Source organism: Pseudomonas sp. E6002, from assembly GCF_013385565.1.
Lineage (GTDB): Bacteria > Pseudomonadota > Gammaproteobacteria > Pseudomonadales > Pseudomonadaceae > Aquipseudomonas.
Genome location: NZ_JACAPT010000002.1, coordinates 252,729 through 277,776 on the forward strand (window position 1 = coordinate 252,729; position 25,048 = coordinate 277,776).

The 25,048-nt window shown below is 60.0% G+C and carries 24 protein-coding genes; 6 read left to right on the plus strand and 18 right to left on the minus strand.

Annotated elements, in window-relative coordinates; genetic code table 11:
- The first annotated feature begins 52 nt into the window (after nt 1-52).
- On the plus strand, nt 53-1,099 hold the full coding sequence (locus tag HX815_RS03240; protein ID WP_032899620.1) for a calcium/sodium antiporter: 1,047 nt from the start codon (nt 53-55) through the stop codon (nt 1,097-1,099).
- Nucleotides 1,096-1,476: a carboxymuconolactone decarboxylase family protein gene (locus HX815_RS03245; protein WP_177027801.1), complete on the plus strand. Its 381-nt coding sequence runs from the start codon at nt 1,096-1,098 to the stop codon at nt 1,474-1,476. The genes HX815_RS03240 and HX815_RS03245 overlap by 4 nt, the downstream gene beginning before the upstream one ends.
- Here HX815_RS03245 and HX815_RS03250 read toward each other — a convergent pair.
- From HX815_RS03250 to kdgD, 5 genes are all read right to left on the minus strand, one after another.
- Nucleotides 1,473-2,414: an AEC family transporter gene (locus HX815_RS03250; protein WP_102604562.1), complete on the minus strand. Its 942-nt coding sequence runs from the start codon at nt 2,412-2,414 to the stop codon at nt 1,473-1,475. The two genes, HX815_RS03245 and HX815_RS03250, sit on opposite strands and share 4 nt — an antisense overlap.
- A gap of 175 nt (nt 2,415-2,589) precedes the next feature.
- Complete coding sequence (gene garD, locus HX815_RS03255; protein WP_177020453.1) at nt 2,590-4,143, minus strand: galactarate dehydratase; 1,554 nt, start codon at nt 4,141-4,143, stop codon at nt 2,590-2,592.
- A gap of 13 nt (nt 4,144-4,156) precedes the next feature.
- Nucleotides 4,157-5,521 carry an MFS transporter gene (locus HX815_RS03260; RefSeq protein WP_008437249.1) on the minus strand — a complete coding sequence of 455 codons (1,365 nt, stop codon included), beginning with the start codon at nt 5,519-5,521 and terminating at the stop codon, nt 4,157-4,159.
- An 87-nt stretch (nt 5,522-5,608) separates the two neighbouring features.
- Complete coding sequence (locus HX815_RS03265) at nt 5,609-7,054, minus strand: aldehyde dehydrogenase family protein (RefSeq protein WP_003216060.1); 1,446 nt, start codon at nt 7,052-7,054, stop codon at nt 5,609-5,611.
- Between the two features lie 54 nt (nt 7,055-7,108).
- Nucleotides 7,109-8,020 carry a 5-dehydro-4-deoxyglucarate dehydratase gene (kdgD, locus tag HX815_RS03270; RefSeq protein WP_003216058.1) on the minus strand — a complete coding sequence of 304 codons (912 nt, stop codon included), beginning with the start codon at nt 8,018-8,020 and terminating at the stop codon, nt 7,109-7,111.
- Between the two features lie 224 nt (nt 8,021-8,244).
- Between kdgD and HX815_RS03275 the strand changes: the two genes are divergently transcribed.
- Nucleotides 8,245-9,399, plus strand: coding sequence for a phospholipase (locus HX815_RS03275; protein ID WP_177027802.1), 1,155 nt, complete (start codon nt 8,245-8,247; stop codon nt 9,397-9,399).
- 201 nt (nt 9,400-9,600) lie between these two features.
- Here HX815_RS03275 and HX815_RS03280 read toward each other — a convergent pair whose 3' ends face one another.
- From HX815_RS03280 to rplM, 8 genes are all read right to left on the minus strand, one after another.
- Nucleotides 9,601-10,350, minus strand: a complete 750-nt coding sequence (locus tag HX815_RS03280; RefSeq protein ID WP_008437251.1) for a FadR/GntR family transcriptional regulator — start codon at nt 10,348-10,350, stop codon at nt 9,601-9,603.
- Between the two features lie 170 nt (nt 10,351-10,520).
- Nucleotides 10,521-10,940, minus strand: a complete 420-nt coding sequence (locus tag HX815_RS03285; protein ID WP_003216051.1) for a ClpXP protease specificity-enhancing factor — start codon at nt 10,938-10,940, stop codon at nt 10,521-10,523.
- Between the two features lie 17 nt (nt 10,941-10,957).
- Nucleotides 10,958-11,575 carry a glutathione S-transferase N-terminal domain-containing protein gene (locus tag HX815_RS03290; RefSeq protein WP_003216049.1) on the minus strand — a complete coding sequence of 206 codons (618 nt, stop codon included), beginning with the start codon at nt 11,573-11,575 and terminating at the stop codon, nt 10,958-10,960.
- 145 nt (nt 11,576-11,720) lie between these two features.
- Nucleotides 11,721-12,500, minus strand: a complete 780-nt coding sequence (locus HX815_RS03295) for a cytochrome c1 (RefSeq protein WP_003216044.1) — start codon at nt 12,498-12,500, stop codon at nt 11,721-11,723.
- Nucleotides 12,500-13,711: a cytochrome bc complex cytochrome b subunit gene (locus HX815_RS03300; RefSeq protein ID WP_003216042.1), complete on the minus strand. Its 1,212-nt coding sequence runs from the start codon at nt 13,709-13,711 to the stop codon at nt 12,500-12,502. Before HX815_RS03300 ends, HX815_RS03295 begins: the two co-directional genes overlap by 1 nt.
- Complete coding sequence (gene petA / locus HX815_RS03305) at nt 13,711-14,307, minus strand: ubiquinol-cytochrome c reductase iron-sulfur subunit (RefSeq protein ID WP_003216040.1); 597 nt, start codon at nt 14,305-14,307, stop codon at nt 13,711-13,713. The genes HX815_RS03300 and petA overlap by 1 nt, the downstream gene beginning before the upstream one ends.
- A 266-nt stretch (nt 14,308-14,573) precedes the next feature.
- Nucleotides 14,574-14,966 carry a 30S ribosomal protein S9 gene (rpsI, locus tag HX815_RS03310; protein WP_003216038.1) on the minus strand — a complete coding sequence of 131 codons (393 nt, stop codon included), beginning with the start codon at nt 14,964-14,966 and terminating at the stop codon, nt 14,574-14,576.
- A gap of 14 nt (nt 14,967-14,980) precedes the next feature.
- Nucleotides 14,981-15,409 carry a 50S ribosomal protein L13 gene (gene rplM, locus HX815_RS03315; protein WP_003216032.1) on the minus strand — a complete coding sequence of 143 codons (429 nt, stop codon included), beginning with the start codon at nt 15,407-15,409 and terminating at the stop codon, nt 14,981-14,983.
- A gap of 248 nt (nt 15,410-15,657) precedes the next feature.
- Here rplM and HX815_RS03320 point away from each other — a divergent pair, with 248 nt between their 5' ends.
- Nucleotides 15,658-16,698: an NADP(H)-dependent aldo-keto reductase gene (locus tag HX815_RS03320; RefSeq protein WP_177027803.1), complete on the plus strand. Its 1,041-nt coding sequence runs from the start codon at nt 15,658-15,660 to the stop codon at nt 16,696-16,698.
- Nucleotides 16,699-16,821: 123 nt separating this feature from the next.
- Here HX815_RS03320 and HX815_RS03325 read toward each other — a convergent pair whose 3' ends face one another.
- A complete protein-coding gene (locus HX815_RS03325; protein WP_003216028.1) occupies nt 16,822-17,958 on the minus strand; it encodes an acyl-CoA dehydrogenase family protein in 1,137 nt (378 codons plus the stop codon).
- Between the two features lie 220 nt (nt 17,959-18,178).
- On the opposite strand from HX815_RS03325, the gene HX815_RS03330 reads away from it, so the two are divergent.
- Nucleotides 18,179-19,099: a GlxA family transcriptional regulator gene (locus tag HX815_RS03330; protein WP_173406101.1), complete on the plus strand. Its 921-nt coding sequence runs from the start codon at nt 18,179-18,181 to the stop codon at nt 19,097-19,099.
- Between the two features lie 194 nt (nt 19,100-19,293).
- Here the strand turns inward: HX815_RS03330 and zapE are convergent, their stop codons facing one another.
- The 3 genes from zapE to HX815_RS03345 form a co-directional block, all read right to left on the minus strand.
- Nucleotides 19,294-20,388: a cell division protein ZapE gene (gene zapE, locus HX815_RS03335; RefSeq protein ID WP_003216025.1), complete on the minus strand. Its 1,095-nt coding sequence runs from the start codon at nt 20,386-20,388 to the stop codon at nt 19,294-19,296.
- A 78-nt stretch (nt 20,389-20,466) separates the two neighbouring features.
- Nucleotides 20,467-21,822 (minus strand): tryptophan--tRNA ligase, encoded by a 1,356-nt coding sequence (locus tag HX815_RS03340; RefSeq protein WP_102604564.1) that lies wholly within the window; start codon nt 21,820-21,822, stop codon nt 20,467-20,469.
- A 16-nt stretch (nt 21,823-21,838) separates the two neighbouring features.
- Nucleotides 21,839-22,468 (minus strand): alpha/beta hydrolase, encoded by a 630-nt coding sequence (locus HX815_RS03345; protein WP_023659190.1) that lies wholly within the window; start codon nt 22,466-22,468, stop codon nt 21,839-21,841.
- Nucleotides 22,469-22,615: 147 nt separating this feature from the next.
- Here HX815_RS03345 and HX815_RS03350 point away from each other — a divergent pair, with 147 nt between their 5' ends.
- Nucleotides 22,616-23,053, plus strand: a complete 438-nt coding sequence (locus HX815_RS03350; RefSeq protein WP_003216019.1) for a YhcB family protein — start codon at nt 22,616-22,618, stop codon at nt 23,051-23,053.
- Between the two features lie 198 nt (nt 23,054-23,251).
- On the opposite strand, the gene HX815_RS03355 is transcribed toward HX815_RS03350, so the two are convergent.
- A complete protein-coding gene (locus tag HX815_RS03355; protein WP_008437256.1) occupies nt 23,252-24,976 on the minus strand; it encodes an ABC transporter ATP-binding protein/permease in 1,725 nt (574 codons plus the stop codon).
- Between the last annotated feature and the right edge of the window lie 72 nt (nt 24,977-25,048).

Sequence of the window (25,048 nt, forward strand, 5' to 3'; positions counted from 1 at the left end):
AGCCCAGGCCATTTCCGCATTAACCGCCCTCTCGCCCTTTAGCCTGATCGAACTGATCAGCGGCCTGCTGCTGTTGATCTTCGGCGCAGAAGTATTAGTGCGTGCCGCCGTGCGCCTGGCGGCCAGCCTCAAGGTGCGCCCGCTGATCATCGGCCTGAGCATCGTCGCCTTCGGCAGCAGCGCGCCGCAGATGGCGATCAGCTTGCAAGCGACCCTGGCGGACAACACCGACATCGCCGTGGGCAGTGTGATCGGCAGCAGCATCTTCAACACCCTCGTGACCCTTGGCCTGGCAGCCCTGATCATTCCGCTGCGGGTCTCCCGGCAACTGGTACGCCTGGATATCCCGATGATGATCATCGCCAGCCTGCTGGTGTTTGTGCTAGCCGCCAATGAAGAACTCACGCCGATCGATGGCCTGTTACTGCTGGTGGCCCTGGTGGCCTACCTCGGCGTGCTGCTCTACCAGACCCGCCACTCCCGCCGCCCGCGCACCCGGGACACTGTGGTGCAGGCGCCGTGGCTGAGCAGCGTGCTGCTGATGCTCGGTGGACTGTTGATCCTCGTACTGGCCGGGCACCTGCTGCTGGGCGCGGCGGTGGACGTGGCCTCTGACCTGGGCCTGTCGGAACGCATCATCGGCCTGACGCTGATTGGCGTCGGCACTTCCCTGCCCTGCCTGGCCACCTCGCTGATCGCCGCCCTGCGCGGCCAGCGGGAAATTGCCGTGGGCAACGTGATCGGCAGCAACCTGTTCAACCTGCTTGGGGTGCTGGGCTTTACCGCCCTCGTGGCGCCCTCGCCGTTGTCGGTGTCGCCCAATGCCCTGGATTTCGACCTGCCGGTAATGCTCGGCGTGGTCGCCCTGTGCCTGCCGGTGTTTTATTCGGGCTACCGCGTCACCCGGGCCGAAGGCCTGGTGTTCCTGGGCCTGTACCTGGTGTACGGGCTGCACGTGGTGTCGTTCACCTTCGGCATGCCGCTGGCCAACAAGCTTGAACAACTGATGCTGTATTACGTCCTGCCAGCGCTGGTGGCTTTCCTGTTGTTCACCTCGCTGCAAGCCTGGCGCCGCCAACACAAGAGGGAATCGCAATGACCGAACAGAAAAAGCCCGGCGTTGAAATGCGCCGCCAGGTGATGGGTGATTTGTTTGTCGATCGGGCGCTGGGCAATGCCACGGAGTTCAGCCAGCCGCTGCAGGATTTCGTCAACGAGCATGCCTGGGGCAGCGTGTGGAATCGCGAAGGGTTGCCGCTGAAAACCCGCAGCCTGATCACCCTCGCCGCGTTGACCGCCCTCAAGTGCCCGCAGGAACTCAAGGGCCACGTGCGCGGCGCGCTGAACAACGGTTGCACCGTGGAGGAGATTCGCGAGGCGCTGCTGCATTGTGCGGTGTATGCCGGTGTGCCGGCGGCGATTGACGCCTTCCGCGCCGCGCAGGAAGTGATCGACAGCTACCAGAAAGACGCCTAGATCCAGCCACCCGCCTGCAACACGAAAATCCCGATATTCGTGGTCACCGCCGCCATCAGGGTGGTGATCACGATAATCGCGGCCGCCAGTTCATGATTGCCCTCCGCCGCCCGCGCCATGACAAAACTGGCCGCCGCCGTGGGCGCGCCGAAGTACAGGAACAGAATCCCCAACTCCGGCCCGCGAAACCCCAGCAGCCACGCCCCCAGGGTCGCGATCACCGGCAGCCAGACCATCTTCATCAGGCTGGCGCTCAGGGCCATGTCGCCGCTTTTGCGCAGTGCCGCCAACGACAACGTGCCACCGATACAGATCAACGCCAATGGCAACGTCATGTCCGCCAGGTACTGCCCGGAGGATTCCAGCCAGCCAGGCAAGCCAATCTGGAAGTACGCGAAGGGCGCCGCCGCGATCACGCTGATGATCAACGGGTTGGCCAGCACGCTTTTGAAAATGCTCCACGGGTCGGACTTGATCACCGGGCTGTACACCGCCAGCACAATGGTCGACAGGGTGTTGTAGAACAGGATCACCAGCGCCGCGAGCACCGCGCCAAGGGAAATCCCGTAGTCGCCGTACATACTGGCGGCCAGGGCCAGGCCGATCACCCCGTTGTTACCGCGAAACGCGCCTTGGGCATAGATGCCGCGATCTTCCCGCGGGCATCGAAAGATCGCCCAGCCCCAGGCCAGGGCGAAACTCACCAGCGTGGCGACGGCGAAGTAGATCAGCAGGCCCGGCTTGAGGGCTGAATGCAGGTCGGCATGGAGAATCCCGAGGAACAGCAACGCCGGCATGGTGACGTTGAACACCAGGGCCGAAGCGATGTGGATAAAGTTGTCGTTGATCCAGTTGATGCGCTTAAGCAGGACGCCCAGGAACAGCATGGCAAACACCGGCGCGGTGATGTTCAGGGTTTGTAGGAAGATTGCCAGCATGCCGGAGAGAACCTTGGGTGGGCGTCGGTAGGTGGCTAATGATAAGCCAGCATGGCCAGCTTCGTCTGGACTACCGCTTTCGCGAGCAAGCCCGCTCCCACATTTGACCGAGTTCTACCTTTGGAATGCAGTCAAATGTGGGAGCGGGCTTGCTCGCGAAGCAGGCGACTCGGTCTTAAGTAATCGGCGCGGGATTGAACAACGTAATGTCGTTATGCAGCTTGTGCTGCTCCGCCCATGTCTGCTTCTTGCCGCTGGCCACATCCAGGTAGAAGTGGAACAACTCCCAACCCAGCTCCTCAATCGTTGCCCGGCCGGTGGCGATCCGCCCGGCGTCGATGTCAATCAGGTCAGGCCAACGCTGCGCCAGCTCCGTCCGGGTCGAGACCTTCACCACCGGCGCCATCGCCAGCCCATAGGGCGTGCCACGCCCGGTGGTGAACACATGCAAATTCATCCCCGCCGCCAACTGCAACGTGCCGCACACAAAATCACTCGCCGGCGTGGCGCAAAAGATCAGGCCCTTGCGATTGAACCGCTCACCGGGGCCAAGCACGCCGTTGATCGCACTGCTGCCCGACTTGACGATGGAACCCAACGACTTCTCGACAATATTCGACAACCCACCCTTCTTGTTCCCGGGCGTAGTGTTGGCGCTGCGATCCGCCTCGCCCTTGGCCAGGTAGCGGTCGTACCAGTCCATTTCCCGCACCAGTTCCCGGGCCACGTCCTGGTTCTCGGCACGGGAAGTCAGCAGGTAGATCGCATCGCGCACTTCGGTCACTTCGGAAAACATCACCGTCGCGCCCGCCCGCAACAGCAAATCCGAGGCATAACCCAGCGCCGGGTTGGCGGTAATCCCCGAGAACGCATCACTGCCGCCACACTGCATGCCGAGGATCAACTCCGACGCCGGTACGGTTTCCCGCCGGCGCAGGTCGAGTTTCTTCAGGCGGGTTTCGGCCAGTTCCATGATCTGTTCGATCATTTCGGTAAAGCCGTGGCTGGAGTCCTGCAACCGATACAGCCATGGCTCACTCAGGTCTACCGAGCTGTCGTTTTCATGCATCACCTGCCCGGCTTGCAACTTCTCGCAACCCAGGCTGATCACCAGGGCTTCACCGCCCAGGTTCGGATTGCGCGCCAGGTTACGCACGGTGCGGATCGGGATGTAGGCGTCGGTGGCCGTGATCGCCACGCCGCAGCCGTAGCTGTGGGTCAGCGCCACCACGTCATCGACGTTCGGGTACTTGGGCAGCAACTCGTCCTTGATGCGCTTCACCGCATGGTCCAGCACGCCCGTGACGCACTGCACCGTGGTGGTAATTCCGAGGATATTGCGCGTGCCCACGGTGCCGTCGGCATTGCGATAACCCTCGAAGGTAAAACCCTCCAGCGGCGCCTGGGTCTCGGGCACTTCAGTGGACAGCGGCAAGCTGTCCAGCGGCGGCGCCGTGGGCATGCGCAGTTGATCTTCCTGCACCCAACTGCCGCGGGGAATCGGGCGCAGGGCATAACCGATGGTCTGGCCGTAGCGAATGATGCGGCCGCCTTCGGGGATGTCTTCCAGCGTCACCTTGTGGCTTTGGGGAATGAAATCCACCGTCACCAGGCCGTCGGGAAACTCGGTCCCCGCCGGTACGCCCTGGTCGTTGACCACAATCACCACGTTATCCAGCGCGTGCAAACGGATGGAGCGTGGCGAATCGGCATGTTCAATCAACTGCATGACGCGGGCCCCTTCAGGAATGCGCTTGGGAAAGTTTAGTCATCTCGGGGCCTTTGGCCGGCGGCTCTTTGAGCACCACACGCTTGATCGGGCCGACGATTACCAGGTAGCTGAACACCGCCAGCAATGCGTTGGCACCGACAAACACCAGCGCCCACTTGAAGGAGCCTGTGGTGCTGATGATGTAGCCGATCACGATCGGGGTGCTGATGGACGCCAGGTTGCCGAACATGTTGAACAAACCGCCACTCAAGCCAGCGATTTGTTTCGGCGAGGTGTCGGACACCACCGCCCAGCCCAGTGCGCCAACGCCTTTACCGAAGAAGGCCAGGGCCATGAAGCCCACCACCATCCATTCGATGTCCACGTAGTTGCACGCGACAATGCTGCTGGAAATCAGCAAGCCACCAATGATCGGCGCCTTGCGGGCGAAGGTCAGCGAATGGCCCTTGCGCAGCAGGTAGTCGGAAATCACCCCGCCCAACACGCCGCCGATAAAGCCGCAGATCGCCGGCAAGGACGCGATGAAGCCAGCCTTGAGAATCGTCATGCCGCGTTCTTGAACCAGGTACACCGGGAACCACGTCAGGAAGAAATAGGTGATGCCATTGATGCAGTACTGGCCCAGGTACACGCCGAGCATCATGCGGTTGGTCAGCAACTGACGGATGTAATCCCACTTCGGGCCGTCGGTTTTCTTGCCTCTGCCCTTGTCCTGGTCCATGTCGACCATGGCCCCGTTGGCAGCGATGTGCTGGAACTCGGCCTCGTTGATCATCGGGTGCTGGCGCGGGCTGTGGATAACTTTCAGCCAGATCAGCGAGAATACGATACCGATGCCGCCCATCACCACGAACACGTGCTGCCAGCCGAAGGTGTAGACGATCCAACCCATCAGCGGTGCGAACAACACAGTCGCGAAGTACTGCGCCGAGTTGAAGATCGCCGAGGCGGTGCCGCGTTCAGCCGTAGGAAACCATGCCGCCACGATGCGCGCATTTCCGGGGAAGGATGGCGCTTCAGCCAGGCCCACCAGGAAGCGCAACATGAACAGCGCAACGATGGCCGTGGAAACACCGAACTCACCGACATAGCCTTGCAGCACGGTGAACAGTGACCAGGTGAAGATACTCAGGGCGTAGACTTTTTTCGAACCGAAGCGGTCCAGCAGCCAGCCGCCGGGAATTTGCCCGGCCACGTAGGCCCAACCGAATGCGGAGAAGATATAGCCAAGGGTGACCGCGTCGATGCCGAGGTCTTTTTGCAGGCTGGAGCCGGCAATGGCGATGGTGGCCCGGTCGGCGTAGTTGATCGTGGTCACCAGGAACAGCATGAGCAGGATCAAATAGCGGACATGGGTCGGCTTGGTCGCTTGCATGAAGATGTACTCCCACTAATTATTTTTTTTGCGGGTAATCAAATTGTAAGCCTGTGGCGGGCACGGACCCGCCACAGGGTGCAGCCGTTACGAACCGATGTAGCTGGTTTTCACCACGGTGTAGAACTCTTGCGCATAGCGACCCTGCTCACGCGAACCGTAGGATGAACCCTTACGGCCGCCGAATGGAACGTGGTAATCCACACCGGCAGTCGGCAGATTGACCATCACCATCCCGGCCTGGGAATGACGCTTGAAGTGGTTGGCGTATTTCAGCGAGGTGGTGGCGATACCGGCCGAGAGGCCGAACTCGGTGTCGTTGGCCATCGCCAGCGCCGCCTCGTAATCCGCCACGCGCACCACGTTGGCCACCGGGCCGAAGATCTCTTCACGGCTGATGCGCATCGCGGCTTCGCTGTCGGCAAACAGCGTCGGCGCGAGGAAGTAGCCTTCGGTGTCGCAGGTCACCAGCTCACCGCCGCTGACCAGCCGGGCGCCTTCGCTCTGGCCGATGTCGATGTACTTCAAGTCCTGGTCCAGCTGGGCCTGGGAAACCACCGGGCCGATGTCGGTGCCGGTTTTCAGGGCGTGGCCGACCTTGATCGACTTCATCCGCTCGGCCATGGCCGCGACGAACTGGTCGTGAATCCCGGCGGTGACGATAAAGCGGCTGGACGCGGTGCAACGCTGTCCGGTGGAGTAGAACGCGCTCTGCACCGACAGCTCGACGGCTTGCTTGAGGTCGGCGTCGTCGAGAATGATCTGCGGGTTCTTGCCGCCCATTTCCAACTGCACCTTGGCCTGGCGCGACACGCAGCTGACGGCGATCTGACGACCCACGCCCACCGAGCCGGTGAAGCTGATGCCGTCGACTTTCGGGCTGTTGACCATGGCATCGCCGACCACACGGCCGCTGCCCATCACCAGGTTGAACACACCGGCAGGGAAGCCGGCGCGGGAGATGATTTCGGCCAGGGCCCAGGCGCAGCCCGGTACCAGTTCAGCCGGTTTGAGCACCACGCAGTTGCCGTAGGCCAGGGCCGGGGCGATCTTCCAGGCCGGGATGGCAATCGGGAAGTTCCACGGCGTGATCAGGCCAACCACGCCCAACGCCTCACGGGTCACTTCAACGTTGACGCCCGGACGCACCGACGGCAGGTAGTCGCCGGACAGGCGCAGGCATTCACCGGCGAAGAATTTGAAGATGTTACCGGCGCGGGTCACTTCGCCGATGGCTTCCGGCAGGGTCTTGCCCTCTTCCCGGGCCAGCAGGGTGCCGAGCTCTTCGCGACGGGCGAGGATTTCGGTACCGACTTTATCCAGCGAATCATGACGCGCCTGGATCCCGGAAGTGGACCACGCCGGAAAAGCAGCGCGCGCAGCGTCGATGGCCGCGTGAACCTGGGCGAGGTCAGCCTTGGCGTATTCGCCAATGACATCAGACAACTCCGACGGATTGATGTTGGCCGAGTAGTCGGCGCCGGCAACCCACTGGCCACCGATGTAGTTTTCAAAACGCTTGGCTTGGGACACGAATTCTCTCCTGACGCAAAAAGCCGCTGATTACTCAGCGGCCTTGGTGATGGGTTATTGCGCGCCTTGCTTGTCGATCAACGCGGCCAGGGCTTCGTATTCTTCCGGCAGCAGATCGGTCAGCGGGGTACGCACGGGGCCTGCGTCGTAGCCGACGATTTTCGCCCCGGCCTTGACGATGCTCACCGCGTAACCGGCCTTGCGGTTACGGATGTCGAGGTACGGCAGGAAGAAGTCGTCGATGATCTTGCCGACGGTGGCGTGATCTTCCCGGGCAATGGCGTGATAGAAATCCATCGCGGTTTTTGGAATGAAGTTGAACACCGCCGAGGAGTACACCGGCACGCCCAGGGCCTTGTAGGCAGCGGCGTAAACCTCTGCAGTCGGCAAGCCGCCCAGGTAGCTGAAACGGTCACCGAGGCGACGACGGATCGACACCATCAATTCAATGTCACCCAGGCCGTCCTTGTAACCGATCAGGTTCGGGCAGCGCTCGGCCAGGCGTTCCAGCAGCGGCGCGGTCAGGCGGCAGACGTTGCGGTTGTAGACCACTACACCGATCTTGACCGACTTGCACACCGCTTCAACGTGGGCGGCAACCCCATCCTGGCTGGCTTCGGTCAGGTAGTGCGGCAGCAGCAGCAAGCCTTTGGCGCCAAGACGCTCGGCTTCCTGGGCGTACTCGATGGCCTGGCGGGTGGCACCGCCGACACCGGCAAGAATCGGCACGCTGGTGGCGCAGGTATCAACGGCGGTTTTCACCACTTGCGAATATTCGCTGGCCGCCAGGGAGAAAAACTCACCGGTGCCGCCAGCGGCGAACAAGGCGGTAGCGCCATAAGGGGCCAGCCATTCCAGACGCTTGATGTAGCCCGCCTGGTGGAAATCACCCTGGGCATTGAAATCGGTCACCGGGAAAGACAGCAGACCGTGAGAGAGGATGGACTTCAGTTCTTGTGGATTCATTATTCGAACACCCTGGGCGAAGACTTTCTGTTGTGAGATTACGGATGGTTATCTTGATGTCGTACGTCATCGTACAACTATAAAAATATTCGTCAACTGCAATTCATCGCCGCCCTTCTCGATTGCTGCTTTCTTGACGTAGGAAGTTTTTCCTCTATGCTCGGAATAACTGTATATACGTACAGTTATTACGGAAGATTCCTACGACATAGCAAGGAGCTAACATGTCAGATCTTGAACTCGCCACACCTGTGAAAACCCCGCCAACCCTGCGTTTTGAAGGCGGCGAACACACCGCCATCGGCGACGACACCCTGTTGCGTTTCGTCAAGGACGCCCCGCCGATTCCCGCCCGGCAGGTCGAATTGCACCTGCCCAATGGCCTGGCCCTGAGCTACGGCCAGATCATCGCCCTGGGCGGTGATTTCTATGGCATCCCCGGGCGCCCCATCAACGAAGGCACATCGCCCGCTGATCGTGTGCAGCGCTTTACCGATGCATTCAACTCGCTGGCGGTATTGCCAGCATCACGGGAAGAAGCGGGCAAGATCCTCGCGGTGATGCAAAAGGAGATCAATGCGGTCAACCAGGCGATCAAGGATGGCAAGCAACCCCATGAAGCCTATGACGCGCTGGGTGACACCTTGTCCGAGGAATGGAACCGCATCACCGGCGGCGGCAGTGCCGTCTCGGCGCTGATTCCACTGGGGCGCTACCTGAAACTGGCGGCAGACAATGCCGACCACTTTGGCGAATGGGCTTTGGCGGCCTATCTGGCGGGGCATACGGCAGCCTTGCAACAAGCCGTCGTGGCGCATCAGACCGGCACCGACCAGGCGCTGGAACTGGCCTATGCCATGAACAGCTTTGCTGATCACTTTTTGACCGATCTATTTTCCGCCGGGCACCTGCGGGTACCGCGCAAGCAACTGGCGGCGGTGGTGACACCGGGTGAACTGGGCTCGCTGATCAGCCGCTTCATGCACGATGAAGACAGCAAGTTCGGGCTCAATGTGCGCAACGCCCTGGGCGAGCAGTGGCATGCCTACGGTGATAAACGCTATTTCGACAGCAACGATGCGGCCAACCGCGCCATGGTCAAACGCGCCGTGCAGGCCTCGGCCGATGAGATCTTCGAAACGTTTATCAGCGGCATGGCGCCCTCCCCGGCCAACTTCAAGGCACCGCTGTATGTGCCGGACCTGAACGCCGCGCAGAACCCGGCGAACAACTTCTCACCGCTGTTCAAGGCTGAAGGCGACAAGGTGCTGCGACGCAAGGACGTCAACAACCTGAACGACAAGCAGTGGACCAGTGACTGGTGGGGTTGGAGCACGTATCTGCTGCTCAAGGACTACACGCCGAATCAGCCGGCCTGAAAGACGTAAGTTAAGCCTCGCGCACTAACCTGTGGCGAGGGAGCTTGCTCCCGTTGGGCTGCGAAGCAGCCCCGGCAAGAACACGAGGTTCTTTCAGACAGAACTCGGGGCAATGGATTTGGGGCCGCTGCGCGGCCCAACGGGAGCAAGCTCCCTCGCCACAATGAGCTTTCAAGCCACACGCTTACGTCCAGCCTGGAATCAACCGCGCTGCGCTTCCGCCTCTTCATGGGCATGGCGCAGCCGCTCACGGCTGTTGGTCAGGTGCAACCGCATGGCCGCCCGCGCCGCATCCGAATCCTGGCGCGCGATCGCCTCATAGATCTCTTCGTGTTCGCGGCTCAGGCGGCTCATGTAGTGCTGCTGGTCATCATGGGCCAGGCGTGCCGAGTTCAGCCGCGTGCGCGGAATGATGCTGGTGCCCAGGTGGGTCATGATGTCGGTGAAGTAGCGGTTGCCGGTGGACAGGGCAATCTGCAGGTGGAACTGGAAGTCCGACGCCACCGCATCACCGGCGTGGGCCGCACTTTCGTTCAGCGCATCGAGGGCAGCACGCATGCCGGCCAATTGCTCGTCACTACGGCGCTGGGCAGCAAGCCCGGCAGACTCCACTTCCAGGCTGATCCGCAGTTCAAGGATGGCCAGCACATCACGCAGGGTGACGACAGTGGCCGGATCAATCCGGAAACCGCTGGGGCTTGGCGTATCCAGCACAAAGGTACCGATGCCATGGCGGGTTTCTACCTGCCCGGCGGCCTGCAATCGCGAGATGGCTTCACGCACCACGGTGCGGCTGACCCCATGGGCGTCCATGATCGCCGACTCGGTGGGCAGTTTGTCGCCACGTTTGAGTTGGCCGTCGCGGATCTGCTCGGACAACACCGTGACCAATTCCTGGGCAAGGCTGCGGCGCTTGCGGGGAAGACGAGGGGCGGCGCTGGAGTTTTCCATGATGAATCATCTATCTCGGCGATCTGAAGCACGCATGATAGCCCATGGCGGTTGTACGATCACCGTCCTGTCATGACTTTCATCTATAAGCGCCGGGGTTTTCGCCAGGCAAAAAAATGCCCCGGCATCGCCGAGGCATTTTCAACGCTGGCCCGAGGGCCCGCGCCTTGTTACTTCACCACTTTCAGACTCGGCCGACCGCTTGGACGCGGTGGCTCGGAATCCGGCGGCGGCACATCATCTTCGCCTTCGAGCTCGATCGCTTCGTCATCCTCAAGGGAAGACTCCAGATCAAACACCATGCCCTGGCCATTTTCCCGGGCGTAGATCCCGAGGATGGCACCGATGGGCACGAACAGCGTATGCGGCACACCGCCGAAACGCCCTTCAAAGCTGACCGCTTCATTGTCCATGTGCAGGTGTCGCACGGCACTGGGTGAAACGTTCAGGACGATTTGTCCGTCACTGGCAAAACCTTGCGGTACCTGAACCGCGGGAAACTCGGAATTGACCAGCATGTGCGGGGTGCAATCGTTGTCCACTATCCACTCATAGAGCGCGCGGACCAGGTAAGGTCGACTGGAGTTCATCAACGGCTCCTTAAGCCTTAGCGCATATCGCGTTCGACACCAGACAGACTCGCCTGGAAAGCCTCACGCGCAAACTGGCGCTCCATGTAGTCAAGCAGCGGCTTGGCAGGCCGCGGCAGTTCTATGCCCAAAATCGGCAAGCGCCAGAGTATGGGTAATAGGCAGCAATCCACCAGACTTTGTTCCTCGCTGAGGAAAAAAGGTTTGTCGGCAAACAACGGCGAAACACCGGTCAGGCTCTCGCGCAATTCCTTGCGCGCCTGAACCCGGGCCGCTTCCTTGCTGCGTGAATCCAGAATCAGGTCCACCAGGCCACACCAGTCACGCTGGATCCGATGGATCAGCAGGCGGCTGTTGGCACGCGCCACCGGATACACCGGCAGCAACGGTGGATGGGGATAACGCTCATCCAGGTATTCCATCACCACGGTTGACTCCCACAACGCCAGGTCACGATCGACCAGGGTGGGCAAGCTGCCGTAAGGGTTCACTTCGATCAGTTTCGGCGGGTGACGTCCCACCTCCACACTGATGATCTCTGCGCTGACACCCTTCTCTGCGAGCACGATGCGTACTCGGTGGGAATAGTGGTCGGCGGGGTCGGAGTAACAGGCCAACCGATTGGTCACGCCCATGGCGGTCCTCCTCGCTTGTTGAAATTATCGGAAGCTCAAAAACGAGCGCGCCCAGTGAGCATCTCCGTGACGCCTGGATAAACCAGACTTACCTTCAGAGATGCCGCTGGGCGCGCAAGATTAACAGCAATTACTTACGGTTGGATCAATGCACATCCTTCCAGTATTCGCGTTTCAGCAGATAGGCGAACACGAAGAAGAAGGCCAGGTACAGCAACACATAGGTACCAATGCGCTGATGCTGCAGCTTCACTGGGTTGGCCGAGTAGGCCAGGAAGGTCACCAGATTCTTGACCTTCTCGTCGAACTGCTCTTCGTTCAGCGTGCCGGTCTTCGGCACTATGGTCAGCTGATCGCACGCTTCATGAGTCAAAGGCGTACCGGTGAGCGGATCATACTGCTTCTTGCCGTCTTCGACGATTTGTACTTGCTTGCATCCTACCACTTGGCGACCTTGCAGGCCGACCAGAACGTTAGGCATACCGACGTTCGGGAACACTTTGTTGTTCACGCCGTAGGGACGCGTCGGGTCTTCATAGAAGGATTTCAGGTAGCCATAGAGCCAATCGGTGCCACGCACACGGGCCACCAGGGTCAGGTCGGGCGGTGCAGCCCCGAACCAGGTCTTGGCGTCGGCCGGTTGCATGCCGATGGTCATGTGGTCGCCGATCTTCGCCCCGGTGAACACCGAGTGGCTCAGCATCACGTCATGGGGAATGCCCAGGTCGTCGGCCACGCGCTCGTAACGCTGGAACTTGGCGCTGTGGCAGCCCATGCAGTAGTTGGTGAACGTACGCAGCCCGTCCTGCATTGCGGCTTTGTCCGACACGTCGATGTCGACTTTTTCCAGCTCTGGGCCGTGTTCAGCGGCGAAAGACAGCAGCGGCAGGGCCGCAAGAATGAATGCAACGAATAATTTTTTCATCAGCCAGTCACCCTTTCCGGTACCGGTTTGGTCTTCTCGAGCCGGGTATAGAACGGCATCAGAATGAAGTAGGCGAAGTACAGGAAGGTGCAGACCTGCGACAGCAACGTACGCTCCGGGGTCGGCGCCAGTACGCCCAGTACACCCAGGATCACGAACGCAATGCAGAACACCCACAGCCAGATCTTGCTCAGCCAGCCCTTGTAGCGCATGGACTTGACCGGGCTACGGTCGAGCCACGGCAGCACGAACAGCACTGCAATCGCTGCGCCCATGGCGATAACGCCCATGAGTTTGTCGGGAATCGCCCGCAAGATCGCGTAGAACGGAGTGAAGTACCAGACCGGGGCAATGTGTTCCGGGGTCTTGAAGGCGTTCGCCTGTTCGAAGTTCGGTTTCTCGAGGAAATAACCGCCCATCTCCGGGAAAAAGAACACGATCGAGCAGAAGATGAACAGGAACACCACCACACCGACGATATCTTTCACGGTGTAGTACGGGTGGAACGGAATGCCGTCCAGTGGTACGCCGTTTTCGTCCTTGTGCTTCTTGATATCCACGCCGTCGGGGTTGTTCGAACCCACTTCGTGCAACGCCAGGATGTGCAGCACTACCAGGCCCAGGATCACGATCGGCAAGGCCACCACGTGCAAGGCGAAGAAGCGGTTCAGGGTGATCCCGGAGATCAGGTAGTCACCGCGAATCCACTGGGTCAAGTCGTTGCCGATGACCGGGATCGCACCGAACAGCGAGATGATCACCTGGGCGCCCCAATAGGACATCTGGCCCCACGGCAGCAGGTAGCCCATGAAGGCCTCGGCCATCAGCGCCAGGTAGATCAGCATGCCGAACACCCACACCAGCTCGCGGGGCTTCTGGTACGAGCCGTAGAGCAGGCCACGGAACATGTGCATGTAGACGACGATGAAGAACGCCGAGGCGCCGGTGGAGTGCAACAGACGCAGGATCGAGCCGTACTCGACGTCGCGCATGATGTATTCGACAGAGGCGAAGGCTTCTTCGGCCGACGGGGTGTAGCTCATCGTCAGCCAGACACCGGTAACGATCTGATTGACCAGTACCAGAAGTGCCAGGGAGCCAAAGAAATAGAAGAAGTTGAAGTTCTTCGGTGCGTAGTACTTGCTGAGGTGGTCTTCCCACATCTTGGTCGCGGGGAAGCGCGCATCCACCCAATCCATGAACTTGCTCATCAGGCTTTCTCCCCCTCGTCGACGCCAATGACAATGACACTGTCAGTCTCGTAGTGATGTGGCGGAACTGGCAGGTTCAGTGGTGCAGGTTGTGACTTGTAGACGCGGCCAGCGAGGTCGTAGTGAGAACCGTGGCACGGGCAGAAATAGCCCCCGACCCAGTCCTTGCCCAGGTCCGCGGGCGCCACTTCCGGGCGGAAGGTGGGAGAGCAACCCAAGTGGGTGCAGATACCGATCAGCAGCAGAATTTCCGGCTTGATCGAGCGAATTTCCTTATCGACGTAAGCGGGTTGGTCGGAATTCTTCGAGTCGGGGTCGGACAGCTGGCCCTCGATCTTCTTCAGATTTCCCAGGATTTCCTCGGTACGACGAACGATGAACACTGGCTGACCGCGCCATTCAGCAATCATTTGCTGGCCTGGATCGATCTTGCTGACATTCACCTTCACCGGTGCACCTGCGGCTTTCGCCTTGGCACTGGGAAACCATGACCCCACGAACGGGACCGCAGCCCCCACCGCTCCTGCAGCACCCACCACGGATGTGGCTGCTACCAAGAAGCGACGCCGGCCTGCATTCACGCCGTCATTGCTCATTCAGTCCTCTCCCATCAGCTTTGTGGCCTGTTAAATCAGGCGTCTACTAAGTGTTAAATCTGAACTTATAAAAATTTTGCCGAATGGTAATGAAAAGCCCCACGTCTGACAAGGTAATTACCCCCGGCACTGGCTCCAAGCCTTTGAGTATAGGGGCTCTACGGATGTGGCAAGTTGTCACACAGATTTTTTTACATAAATAGCAGGCAATAAAAAACGCCCAGCTCCGTGAGGAGGCTGGGCGTTTTCTGGAACGTAAAAGCGAATTAACGCTTCGAGTACTGCGGACGCTTACGCGCTTTACGCAGACCAACTTTCTTACGTTCAACTTCACGAGCATCGCGAGTCACGAAGCCAGCTTTGCGCAGAGCGCCACGCAGGGTTTCGTCGTACTGCATCAGAGCGCGAGTGATACCGTGGCGGATTGCGCCAGCTTGACCACTTACACCGCCACCGATAACGGTGACGTAGATGTCGAACTTTTCAACGGTCTCGGTCAATTCCAGCGGCTGACGAACTACCATGCGGGCAGTTTCGCGACCGAAGAAATTTTCCAGAGTGCGGTTGTTGATCGAGATGTTACCAGTACCCGGACGCAGGAAAACGCGAGCGGTAGCGGTTTTGCGACGGCCAGTGCCGTAATTTTGAGTCGCCGACATAATGAACTATTCCGTTAAAACTTCAGTTCTTGGGGCTGCTGAGCAGCATGAGGGTGAGCAGCGCCCGCATAGACTTTCAGCTTGCGATACATGTCGCGACCCAGTGGGCCCTTCGGCAGCATACCTTTGACCGCGATTTCAATCGGGGCTTCAGGCTTTTTGGAGATCAGGCCTTCGAAGTTCGAAGACTTGATACCGCCTGGGAAACCGGAGTGACGGTAGTACATTTTGTCTTGCGCTTTGTTGCCGGTAACACGTACCTGCTCGGCGTTGATGATGACAATGTAGTCACCGGTATCAACGTGAGGGGTGTACTCAGGCTTGTGCTTGCCACGCAGACGGCTGGCGACTTCAGTGGCCAGACGACCCAGGGTCTGACCAGCGGCGTCGACGACAAACCAGTCGCGCTGAACTGTTTCTGGTTTTGCAGTAAAAGTTGTCATTCTTTAATAGCCTCAGGGGCCGCCCTGTAAATTAGACGGCGGATCTTACTGAATAGTGCGTACTTTGACAAGTCAAAGGCAGCCGGATACAGACGCTATCGGGGGCTCGGGTCGGCGCGTCCGTTCAACGGCAAGATTCTTCGGCAGGCGGCGCATCACTTCCACTGCAGAAAGAGGTGGGCAATTATGCAGATTGCCAAAAAAATTTCAACCTGCTTTTATGATTGTTTTCCCCGAAGGAGTACCCGATGGACTATCGACAGCTGGGCCGAACCGATCTGAACGTGAGCGCGATAGCCTTGGGCACCATGACCTGGGGCGAGCAGAACAGTGAGGCAGAGGCCTTCGCACAGATCGAACGGGCCAAGGCCGCGGGGATCAACTTCCTCGACACCGCGGAAATGTACCCGGTGCCGCCCAAGGCCGACACCTACGCCACCACCGAGCGCTACATCGGTAATTACTTCAAAAGCCGCGGCGACCGTGCCGACTGGATCCTCTCCAGCAAGATCGCCGGCCCCGGCAACACCATCGACTACATCCGCGATGGCAGCCTCAAGCACAACCGCAAGCACATCGCCGAAGCCCTGGACGCGAGCCTCAAGCGCCTGCAAACCGACTGGATCGACCTCTACCAGCTGCACTGGCCGGAACGCAGCACCAACTTTTTCGGCCAACTGGGCTACAAGCACAAGGCCGAAGAAGACCTGACACCGCTGGAAGAAACCCTCGAAGCCCTGGATGAGCAGGTCAAGGCCGGCAAGATCCGCCACATCGGCCTGTCCAACGAAACCCCGTGGGGCACCATGAAGTTCCTGGCCCTGGCCGAAGCCCGTGGCTGGACCCGCGCGGTGTCGATCCAGAACCCCTACAACCTGCTCAACCGCAGCTTTGAAGTGGGCCTGGCGGAAATCGCCATCCGTGAACAGTGCGGTTTGCTGGCGTATTCACCGCTGGCGTTCGGCATGCTCAGCGGCAAGTACGAAGGTGGCGCACGCCCGGCCAAGGGCCGCCTGAGCCTCTATAGCCGCTTCAGCCGCTACTTCAATGCGCAATCGGAAGCTGCGTGCAGCCGTTACGTGGCACTGGCCCGTGAGCACGGCCTGGACCCGGCGCAGATGGCATTGGCGTTTGTGACCCAACAACCGTTCGTGACCAGCAACATCATTGGCGCCACGACCCTGGAGCAGCTGGACAGCAACATCGCCAGCGCTGATTTGAAACTGTCGGATGAGGTGCTGGCAGGGATTGAGGCGATTCAGAAGGATCATCCGAATCCTGCGCCTTGATTGATCTCTAGACCGCCTTCGCGAGCAAGCCCGCTCCCACATTCCACCGAGTTCCACCTTTGGAATGCAGTCGAATGTGGGAGCGGGCTTGCTCGCGAAGAGGCCCTCAAAAACACCAAGAATTCAAAGCGCCCGTGCGATGATCTCCTTCATGATCTCATTCGTCCCCGCATAAATCCGCTGCACCCGCGCATCTGCCCACGCCCGCGCAATCGGGTATTCCCACATAAACCCATACCCGCCGTGCAGTTGCACACACTCATCCAGCACCTTGCACTGCAGGTCCGTGGCCCAGTATTTGGCCATCGCGGCCGTGGGCACATCGAGCTTGCCTTCCAGGTGCAACTCCATGCACTTGTCGACAAATACCCGGCCGATCTGGGTTTCAGTGGCAATCTCCGCCAGTTTGAATCGGGTGTTCTGGAAGTCGATGATCGCCTTGCCGAAGGCCTTGCGGTCGCGGGTGTATTCCAGTGTCCATTGCAGCGCCGCCTCGGCTGACGACAACGCGCCAATCGCCACCGTCAAACGCTCCTGCGGCAACTCCTGCATCAGGTAGGCAAAGCCCATCCCCGCCTGGCCCAGCAGATTCTCCTTGGGCACCCGCACATCCTGGAAGAACAGCTCCGATGTATCCTGGGCCTTCATCCCGACCTTCTCCAGGCGCTTGCCCTTGTCGAAGCCCGGCGTGTTGGCCTCCACCAGGAACAGGCTGGTGCCCTTGGCGCCGGCCTTGGGATCGGTCTTGGCCACGACGATCACCAGATCAGCCAGGAAGCCATTGGTGATGAACGTCTTGGAGCCGTTGATCACGTATTCATCGCCATCCAGCACCGCCGTGGTCTTGACCCCTTGCAGGTCGGACCCGGCCCCCGGCTCGGTCATGGCAATCGCCGTGACCATTTCCCCGGAGATCAGCTTGGGCAGGTACTTGTGCTTCAGCGCCTCACTGCCGTAATGCAGGATGTAGGGCGCAACAATGTCCGAATGCAGGGAGAAACCAATCCCGGTCAATCCCAGGCGGCTGATCTCCTCGATCACCACCGCGCTGTAGAGAAAGTCCGCCCCGAGGCCGCCGTACTCTTCCGGCAAATGCGAGCAGAGCATCCCCGCCTCCCCCGCCTTGTTCCACAGGTTGCGGTCGATATAGCCCTGCTTTTCCCATTGCCCGTGGAACGGCGCCGCGTCTTTTTCGAGGAAGGTGCGCACGCTCTGGCGGAAGAGTTCGTGCTCCGAGCTGAACAAGGTTCTGGGAATCATGGGTCACCTGTGTGAATTGTCGGACAAGACCGGGATCACAGAGCCTAAGCCGCGAAGGCGTCACAGGACACTGGACACATGCGACAAAAAATAAGACGATCCAGCCGTCTGGTGACCACTTTCCCCTATAAGAATAAATGAAATTATGTCTAACCAAATCTCCACGCCCTTGCGGCGCGTCAGCATTTTGGCCATTGATCGGGTATTCGCTTCAACCCTCATGCAAGCCAAGGATTTCTTCCACCTCGCGAGCCTGCGCTACGGCAAACAGCTGGGCCAGGGCCTCACTCCCGCCTTCGAAACCCGCCTGGTCAGCCCCGACGGGCAGTCGGTGCGCAGCTTCAGCGATGTGATCATGCCGGTGGACGGCGGCCTCGAAAACGCCGACATCATCGTGCTCCCGGCCTTCTGGGACGATTTCGACTCGTTGTGCCAACGCTACCCCCAAGTGCTGCCCTGGCTGCGTGAACAACACGCCCGTGGCGCGGTGCTGTGCGGCGAAGCCACCGGGGTGTTCTGGCTCGCCGAAGCCGGCCTGCTGGATGGCAAGGAAGCGACCACCTATTGGCGCTTCTTCAACGCTTTCACCGAACGCTTTCCCAAGGTGCAACTGAACCAGGACAAGCACCTGACCGACGCCGACAACCTCTACTGCGCCGGCGGCACCACTTCAGCCTGCGACCTCTACATCTACCTGATCGAACGCTTCTGCGGCGCCAACATCGCCCAGGCCGTGGCCCGCGACATCCTCTACGAAGTGCAACGCAGCTACGCCCCCGGGCGCATCGGTTTTGGCGGGCAGAAGCTGCACCAGGACGTGATCATCCTGCAGATCCAGCATTGGCTCGAAGAGCACTTCGCCGACAAGTTCCGCTTCGAAGACGTGGCCCGGGAACACGGCATGAGCATCCGCAACTTCATGCGCCGCTTCCAGACCGCCACCGGTGACAAGCCGCTGCACTACCTGCAACGGTTGCGCATCGAGACAGCCAAGGGCCTGCTGTCCGGCAGCCGCAAAAGCATCAAGACCATCAGTTACGAGGTGGGCTACGACGACGCGAGCTTCTTTGCGAGGCTGTTCCGCCAGCATACCGAGCTGTCGCCCAACCAGTATCGCCAGCAGTTCCAGCAGGCCGCGTAACCAAAGGGTATACGCAGTAAAAATGTGGGAGCTGGCTTGCCTGCGATGGCGGCGTGCCAGGCACCAGAGGCATCAGCTGACAGACCGCTATCGCGGGCAAGCCCGGCTCCCACAGTTGCTTTCTGTTGACCTGGAAATTTTGCATAAAAAAAGGCCCGCATCGCTGCGGGCCTTTTTCATTTCAAGCACATCGCTTACGGCTTGTGCGCCCGCGACAGGAACTCGTGGGACTGCATTTCCAGCAAGCGGCTCAAGGTGCGCTGGAATTCGAAGTTCAAGCGGCCGCCGGTGTAGAGGTCCTTGAGCTCGACTTCCGCCGAGATGATCAGCTTGACGTTGCGGTCGTAGAATTCGTCGACCATGTTGATAAAGCGCCGCGCGATGTCGTCGGTGGTGACGCTCATCTGCTCGACACCGCTCAGGATCACCGCGTGGAAGATCTTGCCCAGTTCGATGTAGTCGTTCTGGCTGCGAGGGCCGTCGCACAGTTCGCGGAATTCGAACCAGGCCACGTCATCGCAGGTGCGCAGTGCGATGATTTCGCGGTTTTCGATGATCAGCTTGTCGTTTTCAATCGCCTGGGTGCATTCCGGCGTCAGCGCGCGGAAGCTCTTGCGCAGGCTTTCCTGGGCCACTTCATTGAGCGGGTAGTGGAACAGTTCGGCTTGTTCAAGGTGACGCAGGCGGTAGTCGACGCCGCTGTCGACGTTGACGATGTCGGTGTTCTGCTTGATCAGGGCGATGGCCGGCAGGAAACGCGCGCGTTGCAGGCCGTCCTTGTACAGGCCGTCGGGCACGATGTTCGAGGTGGCGACAAGGGTCACGCCGTTCTTGAACAGCTCTTCCATCAGGGTGCCGAGGATCATCGCGTCGGTGATGTCGGACACGAAGAACTCATCGAAACAGATCACCCGGGCTTCTTCCGAGAAGCGCTTGGCGATGATGGTCAGCGGGTTCTTTTCGCCCGGCAGGGTCTTCATCTCTTCATGCACGCGCTTCATGAAGCGGTGGAAGTGGGTGCGGACCTTTTCCTTGAACGGCAGCGCTTCGAAGAAGGTGTCCACCAGGTAAGTCTTGCCCCGGCCAACACCACCCCAGAAATACAGGCCCTTGACCGGCGTATGGTCTTTCTTGCCAAACAGCTTGCTGAACATGCCCGGCTTGTTCTGCGAGGCCTGGACCAGGTCGTCGTACAGGCGCTGCAAATGGCGCACCGCAGTTTCCTGGGCAGCGTCATGGAAGAATTCAGGGCGTTTCAGATCAGCTTGATATCGTTCTAGGGGCGTCATAATTCGTTAGCAAGGCAACAAAAACGGGCCGCCACTGTAACGACGGCCCTGAAGAATGGCAATCAACCCTTGGTCGGGTCAATCCTCGATTGGGGTCAACGCAACGCGCAAGGCTTCGATCGCCGCATCCCGCGAGGCGCTGTCGGCGAACGCCGGGCTATCGGCGACGACTTCACCGTCCAGCCACACGCTGAAGCTCGAGGCTTCACTGCGTACATCCAGCGCCTGACCCGATTGCAGCTGCTTGGTTACGGCGCCTGCGGTTTTACCGTCGGCAAAGTTGCGCGACAGCAGCAGTTGCTCGCCTTCGGCCGCCAGCAAACGGAAGCGGAAGCTGCCGTCGTCTTCGCGGAAGCTGACAAAGCGTGCGGCTTTCGCAGCTTTCTTCTTGGTGGTGGCAGCCACGGCGACCGGATTGACGAACGAGCGCAGGCCCACCGCTTCACGCAGTTCGGCCAGGAACGGTGCAGCCACGGCGCGGGCTTTGCGGGCGCCGACCAGCAGCAGGTCTTCCATGTCCGACGGGCGCGACATCAGTTGGTGATAACGCTCGCGCGCTTCACCCAACTGGCCGTCCAGCAGTTGGAACAGACGGTTCTTCGCCTCGCCCCAGCCCAGGCCTTGCAGCAGTTCACCGCGGAACTCTTCTTCCTGGGTCTGGGTGGCAAATGCCTGGTACAGGGTGAACAGGTGCGAGTTGTCCGGATCCTTGGCTTCGCCCGGCGCGCGGGAGTCGGTGACGATCCGCGAGATCGCGTCCTTCATGTCCTTGGCGCTGGTGAACAACGGGATGGTGTTGTCGTAGCTCTTCGACATCTTGCGGCCATCCAGGCCCGGCAAGGTGGCGACGCTTTCTTCGATCAGCGCTTCGGGCATGGTGAAGAATTCTTTACCCTTGCCGAACAGGTGGTTGAAGCGCTGGCCGATGTCGCGAGCCATTTCCACGTGCTGGATCTGGTCACGACCGACCGGCACCTTGTGGGCGTTGAACATCAGGATGTCCGCGGCCATCAGCACCGGGTAGCTGTACAGGCCCATGGTGATCCCCGCATCCGGGTCTTCGCCGTTCTCCAGGTTCTTGTCCACCGAGGCCTTGTAGGCGTGCGCACGGTTGAGCAAGCCCTTGGCCGCCACGCAGGTCAGCAGCCAGGTCAGCTCGGGGATTTCCGGGATGTCGGACTGGCGGTAGAAGGTTACCCGGTTCACATCCAGGCCACCGGCCAGCCAGGTCGCGGCGATTTCCATGCGCGAGCGCTGGATGCGCTGCGGGTCATCGCACTTGATCAGGGCGTGGTAGTCGGCCAGGAAGTAGAAGGAGTCGGCGTTGGCGTCCTGGCTGGCAAGGATCGCCGGGCGGATCGCGCCGGCGTAGTTGCCCAGGTGCGGCGTGCCGGTGGTGGTGATGCCGGTGAGGATGCGGGTACGGGTCGTCATGGGTGATCGCTTGTCATCAATTCGAAAGACGTGGCAGCACAAGATCCTTGAGATCGGTCAGCTTGCCATGAAAAAAGTGTCCGCATTCTGCCACTTTCAGCAGCTCATGGGGGCGATTCAGGGCCGCGGACCAGTCGTAGACGAGTTGCGGGTCGACCACTTCGTCGGTTTCCGGCTGGATCACGGTCAATGGGCAGCCTTGTGGCAACACGTCGTTATCCCGCAGGCGCATCACGGCCGCGGCCACCATGAACAGGTGCGCGAGTTTTTCGCCCTTGGCTTCCAGGCGGCCGCCGAGGGTGGCCGCGACAAACCCGCCGAAGGAAAAACCCAGCAGGGTGATCGGCAGGTCGGGATGCTTTTCACGCAGCCAGGTGGCTGCCGCTTCGGCGTCGTCGACTTCACCGGTGCCCATATCGTGCGTACCGGCACTGGTGCCGACACCGCGATAATTGAAACGTAACGTGATCAAGCCGGCATCGCGCGCGGTGCGTTGCAGGGTCGATACGACTTTGTTGAGCATGGTGCCGCCCTGCACCGGGTTAGGGTGACAGATCAGCGCCAGGCCACGTGGCTCGGGGTGATCCAGATACAGGGCTTCCAGTTGGCCTACCGGGCCATCGATCAAAACGGGGGTTTCACGCATCAGCAAGGAAGGAACTCCGTGACCTCTCAAGGGGTCGACTCGTCTAGCTAAAAGTCTGTGCATGGCATCATTGCGAGCTTAATCGCGGTATACAGCGCAGGTCCGAGCCGTTAACGTAAAGCAAAGCCGTTTATAGAGGAAGGACTCGTGGAACACTCGCTCTTAGTTTGGTTGTTGCCGACTCTCGCCTTGGTTGCCGGTGTCGCCATTGGATTCCTGGTTGCCCGCCTGCTGCCGAATGCCGCGCCTAACCGCACGCAGCGTCAGCTGGATGACATTCAGGAACGTTTTGACAGTTATCAGAACGAGGTTGTTACCCACTTCAACAGCACCGCGACCCTGGTGAAAAAGCTCACTCAGAGCTATCAGGAAGTACAGGATCATCTCGCCGAGGGTGCCAACCGCCTGGCCCTGGACGACATCACCCGCCAGCGCCTGCTGGCCGCGCTGCATTCCGATGCACCGCACGCTCCACGGGAACGCCTGACCCCTCCGCGGGAAAATCAGGAACCGCCACGGGATTACGCGCCAAAAACGCCAAACGCCCCGGGGATGCTGGATGAGCATTACGGCTTGAAGAAGTAATAGCTTTTCAAGCGGCATGAAAAAGCCCGGCTGATCGATGATCAGCCGGGCTTTTTTGTTGGAATCAGGTCGACCAGACGACACTGATCCAATGTGCGAGCGGGCTTGCTCGCGAATGCGGTCTATCAGTCACCCTATGTATTAACTGACCCACCGTATTCGCGAGCAAGCCCGCTCCCACATTGACCGAGTCCGACTTCAGGACACTGGCTGTTCTTGTAGCTGCCCGTCCTGTATCCGCACATGCCGCCCATGGAAACGCTTGAGGCTGCTGCGGTGCCCGACGCTGACGATGCTCAACCCCGGCAACTCATCGATCAACGCCTGATACAGCGCCGCCTCATCTTCCTCGTCCATCGCCGAGGTGGCCTCGTCCATGTATAGCCATTGCGGTTCAAACAACAACGCCCGCGCAAACGCCAGGCGCTGTTGCTCACCCGGCGACAGCATGCGCTGCCAGTGATTGGCTTCGTCCAAGCGTGGAATCAGATGCGCCAGGCGGCAGGTTTCCAGGACCTGTGCATAACGTTGCGCCGGGTACGCGCCCTCCTCCTGTGGATAACTCAACACACCCCGCAAGGTACCAATCGGCAGGTACGGCTTTTGCGGCAGGAACAGATAACGCTCGGCCGGCAAGCGGATGTTGCCGTGGCCGTTTGGCCAGAGATTGCCCATGGCCCGCAGCAAGGTTGACTTGCCGCTGCCGGAACGCCCGCTGAGCATCAATCGCTCACCCTCGGCAACCGTCAGGTTGGCGCCATCCAGCAGGTGACGACCATCCGCCAGATCGAGGCTGAGGTTGCTCATCTGCAAATTGCCGCCCTGGCGTTGCAACTCGATGCCCGTGTTGCGGCCTTCGTTTTCTTCCATCGCCTCGCCAAAGCTCAGCAGACGATCACAGGTCGCACGCCAACTGGCCAACACGGTGTACGCGTCGACAAACCAGCTCAGGCTGCCCTGCACGCTGCCAAACGCACTGGCCACTTGCATCAGCACGCCCAGCTCTATCTGGCCGGAAAAGTAACGCGGCGCTGCCACCACAAACGGGAAGATGATCGCGATCTGCGAGTAACCACTGGTGAAAAAGTTCAGGCGCTTCTTGAGCTGCATGATGCTCCAGAAGTTGCTCCACACCCGCCCGAAACGTGCACTCAGTTGCTGGTGTTCATTCGGCTCGCCATTGAACAGCGCGATGCTTTCCGCGTTCTCGCGCACTCGCACCAGGCTGAAACGCAAGTCGGCCTCGAAGCGTTGCTGGCGGTTGCTCAAGCCGATCAGTTTTCGACCAATCAAGTGGGTCAACCAACTGCCCAGCACGGCATATACCAGTGCCGCCCAGAACATATAGCCGGGAATCGTGATGCCCCAAACCTCGATACTGCCGGACACGCCCCACAGGATCACCGAGAACGACACTAGGCTCACCAGGTTACTGATAAACCCCAGGCCCAGGCTCAGGGTGCTGCTGGTAAAGGCGTTGAGGTCTTCGGAGATACGTTGGTCGGGGTTATCGGTGTAGCCGCCATATTCCAGGTGGTAGTAGTTCTTCTCGCTCAGCCACTTGGCGAAGTAGGTTTCAGTCAGCCAGCGCCGCCAGCGGATGGTGAGCATTTGCTGCAAATAGGAAGTGAACACCCCGGTGACGATCGCCACCACGGCGATCACGCTGAAATACATCAGCAGGTGGGTGAAGGCGTCGTAGTCCTTCTTTTCCAGGGCGTTATAGAAGTCGCGGTTCCAGCTGTTGAACCACACCGACACGGCCACACTGAACAGCGAAAGCCCCAGCACCACCAGCAACAACAGCCAGGCCTTGAACTTCTCCTCACTGCGCCAGTAGGGGGTGATCAGCGCCCAGACTTTCCTTAAAAATTGCCCACGCACCGCGTCATTGACCGCGGAATACTCAGCGTTCTGATTCATTGTTCAGGCTCGGTAGGAAAAAAATAACAGGCGTTTGAACCGATCATAGACGATCGGTTCAGGGCTCCGTGC

Excerpts from the sequence above, each read along its gene's own strand:
- rpsI (WP_003216038.1), bottom strand. The coding sequence starts at position 14,966 with ATGTCGGCGACTCAAAATTACGGCACTGGCCGTCGCAAAACCGCTACC.
- kdgD (WP_003216058.1), bottom strand. The coding sequence starts at position 8,020 with ATGAATCCACAAGAACTGAAGTCCATCCTCTCTCACGGTCTGCTGTCT.
- rplM (WP_003216032.1), bottom strand. The coding sequence starts at position 15,409 with ATGACAACTTTTACTGCAAAACCAGAAACAGTTCAGCGCGACTGGTTT.
- HX815_RS03285 (WP_003216051.1), bottom strand. The coding sequence starts at position 10,940 with ATGAACTCCAGTCGACCTTACCTGGTCCGCGCGCTCTATGAGTGGATA.
- HX815_RS03325 (WP_003216028.1), bottom strand. The coding sequence starts at position 17,958 with ATGATTCCCAGAACCTTGTTCAGCTCGGAGCACGAACTCTTCCGCCAG.
- HX815_RS03340 (WP_102604564.1), bottom strand. The coding sequence starts at position 21,822 with ATGACGACCCGTACCCGCATCCTCACCGGCATCACCACCACCGGCACG.
- HX815_RS03275 (WP_177027802.1), top strand. The coding sequence starts at position 8,245 with ATGTCAGATCTTGAACTCGCCACACCTGTGAAAACCCCGCCAACCCTG.
- HX815_RS03250 (WP_102604562.1), bottom strand. The coding sequence starts at position 2,414 with ATGCTGGCAATCTTCCTACAAACCCTGAACATCACCGCGCCGGTGTTT.
- HX815_RS03320 (WP_177027803.1), top strand. The coding sequence starts at position 15,658 with ATGGACTATCGACAGCTGGGCCGAACCGATCTGAACGTGAGCGCGATA.
- HX815_RS03355 (WP_008437256.1), bottom strand. The coding sequence starts at position 24,976 with ATGAATCAGAACGCTGAGTATTCCGCGGTCAATGACGCGGTGCGTGGG.
- HX815_RS03295 (WP_003216044.1), bottom strand. The coding sequence starts at position 12,500 with ATGAAAAAATTATTCGTTGCATTCATTCTTGCGGCCCTGCCGCTGCTG.
- HX815_RS03330 (WP_173406101.1), top strand. The coding sequence starts at position 18,179 with ATGCAAGCCAAGGATTTCTTCCACCTCGCGAGCCTGCGCTACGGCAAA.
- HX815_RS03345 (WP_023659190.1), bottom strand. The coding sequence starts at position 22,468 with ATGCGTGAAACCCCCGTTTTGATCGATGGCCCGGTAGGCCAACTGGAA.
- HX815_RS03300 (WP_003216042.1), bottom strand. The coding sequence starts at position 13,711 with ATGAGCAAGTTCATGGATTGGGTGGATGCGCGCTTCCCCGCGACCAAG.
- HX815_RS03290 (WP_003216049.1), bottom strand. The coding sequence starts at position 11,575 with ATGGGCGTGACCAATCGGTTGGCCTGTTACTCCGACCCCGCCGACCAC.
- HX815_RS03245 (WP_177027801.1), top strand. The coding sequence starts at position 1,096 with ATGACCGAACAGAAAAAGCCCGGCGTTGAAATGCGCCGCCAGGTGATG.
- zapE (WP_003216025.1), bottom strand. The coding sequence starts at position 20,388 with ATGACGCCCCTAGAACGATATCAAGCTGATCTGAAACGCCCTGAATTC.
- petA (WP_003216040.1), bottom strand. The coding sequence starts at position 14,307 with ATGAGCAATGACGGCGTGAATGCAGGCCGGCGTCGCTTCTTGGTAGCA.
- HX815_RS03260 (WP_008437249.1), bottom strand. The coding sequence starts at position 5,521 with ATGCAAGCGACCAAGCCGACCCATGTCCGCTATTTGATCCTGCTCATG.
- HX815_RS03280 (WP_008437251.1), bottom strand. The coding sequence starts at position 10,350 with ATGGAAAACTCCAGCGCCGCCCCTCGTCTTCCCCGCAAGCGCCGCAGC.
- garD (WP_177020453.1), bottom strand. The coding sequence starts at position 4,143 with ATGCAGTTGATTGAACATGCCGATTCGCCACGCTCCATCCGTTTGCAC.